The organism is Cognataquiflexum nitidum (genome assembly GCF_022538055.1).
GTDB classification, from domain to species: domain Bacteria; phylum Bacteroidota; class Bacteroidia; order Cytophagales; family Cyclobacteriaceae; genus Cognataquiflexum; species Cognataquiflexum nitidum.
Genome location: NZ_JAKZAM010000060.1, coordinates 1 through 7109 on the forward strand (window position 1 = coordinate 1; position 7109 = coordinate 7109).

The following is a 7109-nucleotide window of genomic DNA, read 5'->3' on the forward strand; positions in this document are numbered from 1 at the left end:
ATACTTCAAAAACAGACTTTAAACCAAAATTTAACACTTTTCAACTAATTGCGAAATCCTATTGCATAATCACGGTTTACCTGAGTTTATTGGGAGGTTCTCTGTTTGTTGGGCTTTTGGCAGGTATTTATCCTTCATTTTTTCTATCAGCTTTTGAGCCTGTCAGGGTTTTAAAAGGCAATTTGACAGGAACAGCAAAAAGCGGAGCGGTTCGAAGCAGTTTGGTGGTTTTCCAGTTTGCGGTTTCCATCATCCTGATTATTGCCACTGTTTCTGTATTTAGCCAGCTCAACTATATCCAGAAAAAAGAGCTTGGGTTCAACAAATCCCAAGTCATCATGGTGGAAGATATCTATGCACTAGGTGAACAAGCTCAATCTTTTAAGGATGAAATAATTCAAAACAGTCTGGTCGAGAATGGTACGTTCAGCGGCTTTCTGCCGGTTTCGGGAACATGGCGATCAGATAATCCTTGGTGGGGGGAGGGCAGGGACCCAAAACAGCAGGAAAATATGGTAAGTATTCAAAACTGGTCAGTTGATTTTGATTATATCAATACCTTAGGAATGAAAATCACAGAGGGCAGGGATTTTTCTAGAGATTTTCCATCCGATTCAAGCGCAGTAATACTGAATGAAACGGCACTGAAAAACTTCAATTTGGAGGGAAATCCGATAGGTCAGCGAATAGTCACTTTTTCCGGAAACATTTCAGATGGAATTGACCAAAATAATTTGGAGTACAAGACAATCATTGGAATTGTAGAGAATTTTCACTTCGAATCTCTCAAAGAAAATATCAGTTCAGTGATGATTTTTCCAAGTAAAAGACCTCAAGGATATGCTTCCTTCAGATTCAATGCCGAGGATGCAGAAGATGTCATACAGCTTGTGGAGTCCAAATGGAAGGAGATTGCTCCCGGTCAGCCTTTCAATTATTCCTTTTTGGATGACAAATTTGGAGAAATGTATAAAGCTGAATCCAGGATCGGAAAGGTTTTCGCATCCTTTACGGTCATTGCCATTTTCATCGCCAGTCTCGGATTATTTGCACTGACGGCATACACCGCCGAACAGCGAAAAAAGGAAATCGGCATCAGAAAAGCACTTGGAGCCACTGTCGGAGGTATTGTCTTATTGCTTTCCAAAGAGTTTACCAAACTGGTTTTGATCGCTTTTGCATGTGCTGCGCCTTTGGCTTGGTACGGCATGAGTAAGTGGTTGGAGGATTATCAATTCAGGATCGACTTAGGTTGGGAGATATTTGTATTTTCTGCTTTGGGGGTTCTATTTGTTGCCTGGGCAGTGATGGGAGTGCAATCAATTCGTGCAGCAATGGCAAATCCAATTAATTCTCTGAAAAGCGAATGAGGAAAAAGACATGAGATTCAAGACTTAGGGGAGAATTCAGAATTATGAATTCAGAATTAATAATGATTGTCACTCTGAACGAAGTGAAGAGTCTCAAAAGGAAAGGAGATTCATCACCTCCGCAAGCTACGGTTCAGAATGACGGATTCCGACAACCAAACAACAATGACAACTTGATAACTTGATAACTTGACAACTCGACAACCATTATAACAATTACAACCATTACAACCATCATAACAAATACAACCACTAAATCCCCTTCCCCTATGTTTCGCAACTACTTACTCATCGGCTGGAGAAACCTGAAAAGAAACAAACTCAGGACCGGTATTCATATTTTGGGATTGTCCATCGGGATATCCATTTGTTTCCTGATTTTCAACATTGTTTGGTATTCCCACAGCTTTGATAAATTTCACCCTGATTCAGAAAATATTTTCCGGATAGGAATGATTACCGATTTTGGAGACGGGGAATTTCCTAGTTCTGGAACCCCGGGTCCATTGGGGGAAGTGATCGATAAGGAATTGACAGGAATATCTGATAAGGGCAGGCTTTACACACTTTGGGAAACATTGGTTTACCTTCCTGAAGGAGAGAAAGTAATGGGAAGATCCAACAACATAACTTTTGCAGATGCCGGTTTTTTTAAGATTTTACAGAGAAATTGGCTTGCAGGAAGCCCAGAAAGCTCTCTTGAAAATCCCAACTCTGCAGTCATCAGTTTTGCCTCCCTGGAAAAGTATTTTCCCGGCCTACAGCCTTTGGATGTTTTGGGCAAGGAAATCATTTATTCGGATGCAGATACCATCTCTGCACAGGTAACGGGTGTTGTGGCGGATTTTGAAGAAAATACCGACCTCGTCTTTACAGATTTTATCTCCTATTCCACCATCAAGAGCTTGGATAAAGAGAATTGGTATGGGCTTGATTCTTGGGGAAATGTCAACTCCAGTTCACAGCTTTTTATCAAAAAAGAAAAGCTAAAAACCGAAAACGATCTCCTTGCCGGATTGGCAAAAATAACCGAAAAGAATCTCAACCAAGAAGGGGGGAATTCACGATTTACGATGCAGCCTTTGGCTGAAATGCATTTTGACCAAAGTGATTACGGTTTAAAATCCGTTTCCAAAGTATTTTTGAAAGGTCTGATTTTTATTGGTCTGATCATTTTGTCTTTGGCTTGCCTGAATTTTATCAACCTCGAAACAGCCCAAGCCATTGGCAGGGCAAAAGAGGTGGGAATCCGAAAAACCCTTGGCGGAGACAGGTCGCAATTGGTCTCCCAGTTTTTGTCAGAAACATACCTGATGGTTTTTTTCGCATGTCTCCTGAGTGTGGCCATGGCAGAAGGATTGGGCAAAGTCTTCAATAATTACTTACCCGAAGGCCTGGAAGTTAATTACCTCAGTTGGGAGAACCTTGGATTTTTGGCTGCGATTTCCTTTGTATTGACACTTTTGGCAGGGATTTATCCTTCGCTGATTTTGGCCAATTATGATCCACAGCGTGCTCTCAAAGGAGAAAAGGAGCAAAGCGGTAAGTTTTCCATCGGGATTTTTTTGAGAAAAAACCTAACTGTCCTGCAGTTTGCGAGCTCCATCGCTTTCATCATCCTTGTTTCGGTGATATCATTTCAGATGAAATACCTTTCGAGTCAGCCGTTGGGATTTGAGCGGGAAGCTGTAGTGTATACCCAACTGCCCTTTATGGCCGGTGTTGACAAAGCTGAAAGGATAAGAGAAAGGATCTCCCAGTTCGGCTTCGTGAAAAATGCAAGTTTGAGCGGGGATTTGGTATCCTCTGATGGACTTTGGACTTCGGATATATATGTTCCCAAAGACACCTCCGAAACCCGCTATTATGTTCAGGTCAAAAATGTCGATTCGGCCTTTGTAGCTGTCAACGGTCTGAAGGTGTTGGCAGGAAAAACCGGATCAAATCTTCAAGACGAAATCATGGTCAATGAGGCTTTTACCAAAGAAATTGGCGCAGTAAGTCCGGATGAAGTTGTGGGGAAATTGGTGAGGTTCGGCGCCACCCAAAGGAAAATCACAGGCGTGGTCAATGATTTTAATTCTAGGACTTTGAGGGAAGAAATCCGGCCTTTGGTATTTTCTTACGTGCCTGAAGGTTTTAATGTCTTGAATGTCAAACTCGACAAAGGCTACAATCTCGCCCTAGCCAAAACAGAAATGGAGAACATCTTTCAAGAGATTTATCCCTATGATGAATCAGAATTCAAATTTTTGGATGAGGCAATTGCCAAGTTTTATGAGGAAGACCTGAAGATCAGGAATGTGTTGGGCATGGCCTGCATCCTTGCAGTCATCATTTCAGCCATGGGATTATTTGGGTTGTCATCCTTTACCATTGCGCAGCGAACAAAAGAAATCAGTATCAGAAAAGTGTTGGGAGCATCCGTTCTTCAGATTTTGGGATTGATATCGAGGGAATATGTCATTCTGATTTTGGTGTCCTTTGTCCTAGCCGTGTATCCTGCCTATTATTTTCTAAACCAATGGTTGGAATCCTTCAGCTACAAAGTGGAAATGCCCTATTTCATCTATTTTCTTTCAGGTCTTGGGGTGATGTTGCTTAGCCTGCTGATCGTAGGGTTACATTCCTATGCTGCTGCCCAGACCAATCCTGCGAAGATTTTGAAAGACGAATGAGTTTAGAGGCGAGAGACGAGAGACGAGAAGCAAGACTGAATGCTCGAAAGGAAGAAGGGTTCTTGAAAGTACAAAGTATAAAGTACCAAGTACCAAGACCCGCGTCTACGCAGACAACCACCCAAAAGATGTAAGATGCAAGACTTGGGGAATTCAGAATTAAGGATGATGAATTAAAAATGCCGGATTCCGAAACCAGACAACGTGATAACTCGACAACCTGACAACGCGTAGCAGACAACCATTACAACAACTATAACAACTACAACCTTCCAACTTTCCAATCTTTCAATTTTCCAATCTTTCAATCAATTAACACCATGTGGAAAAACTATCTGAAAATCGCCTGGAGAAATATCCTGAGAAGTAAAGGATTTTCCATTATCAATATTGGAGGACTTGGAATCGGGATTGCTGCCTCGGTCTTGATCCTGATCTGGATCCAGTTTGAGCTTTCGATTGACAGGTTTTATGCTCATTCGGACAGGGTTTATGCAGTTTGGCGCAATACCATTATAGAGGGTGAAGTGATGAGTTGGGATTATACACCTGCGCCTTATGGTCCAGCGATGAAGGATAAATTCCCCGAGGTGGAGGAAACCACAAGACTTACAGAATGGGATCCACATCTGTTGACCGTGGGATCAAACAGCTTCTATGAAAGGACGACTTTTGTGGATCCCGGTTTCTTCAAGTTGTTTACTTTTGAAGTCATTTCTGGTGATACTGAGTCTGCTTTGTCTGTTCCGGATGGAATCATCCTGACCAAATCTGTTGCAGAGAAGCTTTTTGGAAAGGAAGATCCAATGGGAAAAACAGTTGTTTTAGAAAAGCAACTTGATTTCCAGGTCATGGCCGTGGTCCAGGATTTACCTCAAAACACCAACTTCAATTTCACGGTCTTTTTGCCCTTCAAAAAATTGGAATCAATGGGTTGGGCGGATTCTTTTTGGGGCAATAATTCTTACAGGACTTTTGCAATGCTCGATCAAAATGCTGACTTAAAAGGTTTCAATGAAAAGTTTTCAGGTTTTACTTCCATTAATTCTGAGGATAAAAATGTAAGCGATTTTTTGTTTCCCATGTCTGACCTGCATCTCTATTCCAAGTTTGAAAATGGCGTATCCGTAGGCGGCCGGATCGAACTGATCCGATTATTTGGGGGAGTTGCCATTGTCATTTTGCTTTTGGCCTGTATTAATTTTATCAACCTTAGCACTGCCCAAAGTGAAAACAGGGCAAAAGAAGTCGGTGTTAGAAAGATTTCAGGTGCAGGTCGTGGGATGTTGATTTGGCAGTTTTTAGTAGAATCAGTCATGATTGCCTTGTTTGCTTATGGATTTGCCATGACAATTGTTGCGATCGCGTTGCCTTACTTCAGTAGTTTTTTAGGGAAGGAACTTCAAAGTCCATTCACCCAACCTTTGTTTTGGTTGATTTCTTTGGCCTATATTCTGGTCATCGGGATATTGGCCGGTAGTTATCCTGCTTTTTTGATGAGTTCTTTCAAACCAACTTCGGCATTCAAATCGAAATTGAACGCCAAGAAATATTGGGTCAATCCACGTGCGGCTTTGGTGGTTTTCCAATTCGCAGTGGTAGGTATATTGATTTCGAGCGTTTGGATAATCCGGGATCAGATGAACCATGTTCAAAACCGCGATTTAGGATTCGAAAAGGAAAACCTGATTTACCATCAGGTGTCGGGAACAATGAGGGAAAACATAGTGGCCTTCCGCAATGAATTGTTGGCATTGAAGGAGGTCAATTCCGTCAGCTATACTTTTTCTCCCATTACAGAGCTGCACAGTGATACCAATATGATGAAATGGCAGGGCAAAGAGGATAGTTACAAGCCAACAATGTTCCGGATGGGAGCGGATGCGAACTTGGTCCAGACTGCCGGATTTGAATTGATTGCAGGAAGGGATATCGATGTATATACTTTTCCAAGTGACAGCAATGCAGTTTTGATCAATGAAACCGCAGCTAAGAGAATGGGTTTTGATGATCCTTTGGGACAGGTGATTCAGGATGATGACCTGAGTTTTACAGTCGTCGGATTGGTGAAGGATTTTATCATGAGATCGCCTTTTGATGAGGTTTTGCCGATCCTGGTTTTTGGTCCAAAGCGGGATTTGACTTTTATCCATGTCCGTCTTAATCCCGGGGAGGACTATTCCGAGATGATGGCAAATGTTACAGCCGTTTTTGCCAAGTTCAATCCGGGAGCTCCTTTTGACTACAACTTTGTGGATCAGGTACATGCCCGAAAGTTTGATTCCCAGAAGCGGACCGCTGAATTGGCAGGATTGTTTACCGCGTTGGCAGTTCTGATTTCCTGCATGGGACTTTTTGGATTGGCTACTTTCATTGCAGAGCAAAGAAGTAAAGAAATATCAGTCAGGAAAGTTTTGGGTGCTTCCATCCTTGGTCTGGTCAAGTTGATATCTTCCGAGTTTACAAAATTGGTATTGATTGCCGTATTGTTGGGAATACCGGTCACATGGTATTTTATGGATTCATGGCTGGAAACCTTTGATTACCGAATCTCCATCGATTGGAAGATATTCCTTTGGACAGCGCTTGCGGCTTTAGGGATTGCATTTTTGTCCGTCAGCTCGCAGGCTATAAAGACAGCTCTGATCAATCCTGCGAAGGTGCTGAAGAGTGAGTGAGAGAAAAGTGGGAAGTGCGAAGTCGGAAGTATGAAGTCAGAAGTATGAGGTCAGAAGTCTAAAACCTTACAACTCGACAACGTGCAGCAGCCAACTCGACAAGGCGAGGCAGACATCTTGACAACGCGAAGCTGAAAACCATCACATCCAAATAGGATTTTATACACAAGACACCTGGTAAAAGAAAGTGATAAAATGTGGTGTTTCCTGCACAATTGCCAATTAGGCAAATTAAAATACCGAAGATTTGTCTTTAATAAATAACTTTTTGACTTACTTAAATTAAGATTGAATTACTATAATTTTGTAACTACTCAGGTTCTATTTAATTAACCGGAATTCAAGTTTTTTAATTGGTAACTGCTTTTGGGTTTAGCCTGTGT

General features: G+C 41.9%; 3 protein-coding genes. All 3 read left to right on the forward strand.

Translation table 11 applies throughout. From position 1 onward, the window contains the following. Positions 1-1370: ABC transporter permease (locus tag MMU07_RS21325; protein WP_336246213.1), on the forward strand; the 1370-nt coding region annotated here is incomplete at its 5' end. 269 nt (positions 1371-1639) lie between these two features. Beyond that, positions 1640-4048 (forward strand): ABC transporter permease, encoded by a 2409-nt coding sequence (locus MMU07_RS21330; RefSeq protein ID WP_241128639.1) that lies wholly within the window; start codon positions 1640-1642, stop codon positions 4046-4048. 320 nt (positions 4049-4368) lie between these two features. Further along, the gene (locus tag MMU07_RS21335) at positions 4369-6726 is read left to right on the forward strand and encodes an ABC transporter permease (protein ID WP_241128640.1); all 2358 of its coding nucleotides are present in this window, start codon (positions 4369-4371) and stop codon (positions 6724-6726) included. Positions 6727-7109: the final 383 nt, after the last annotated feature.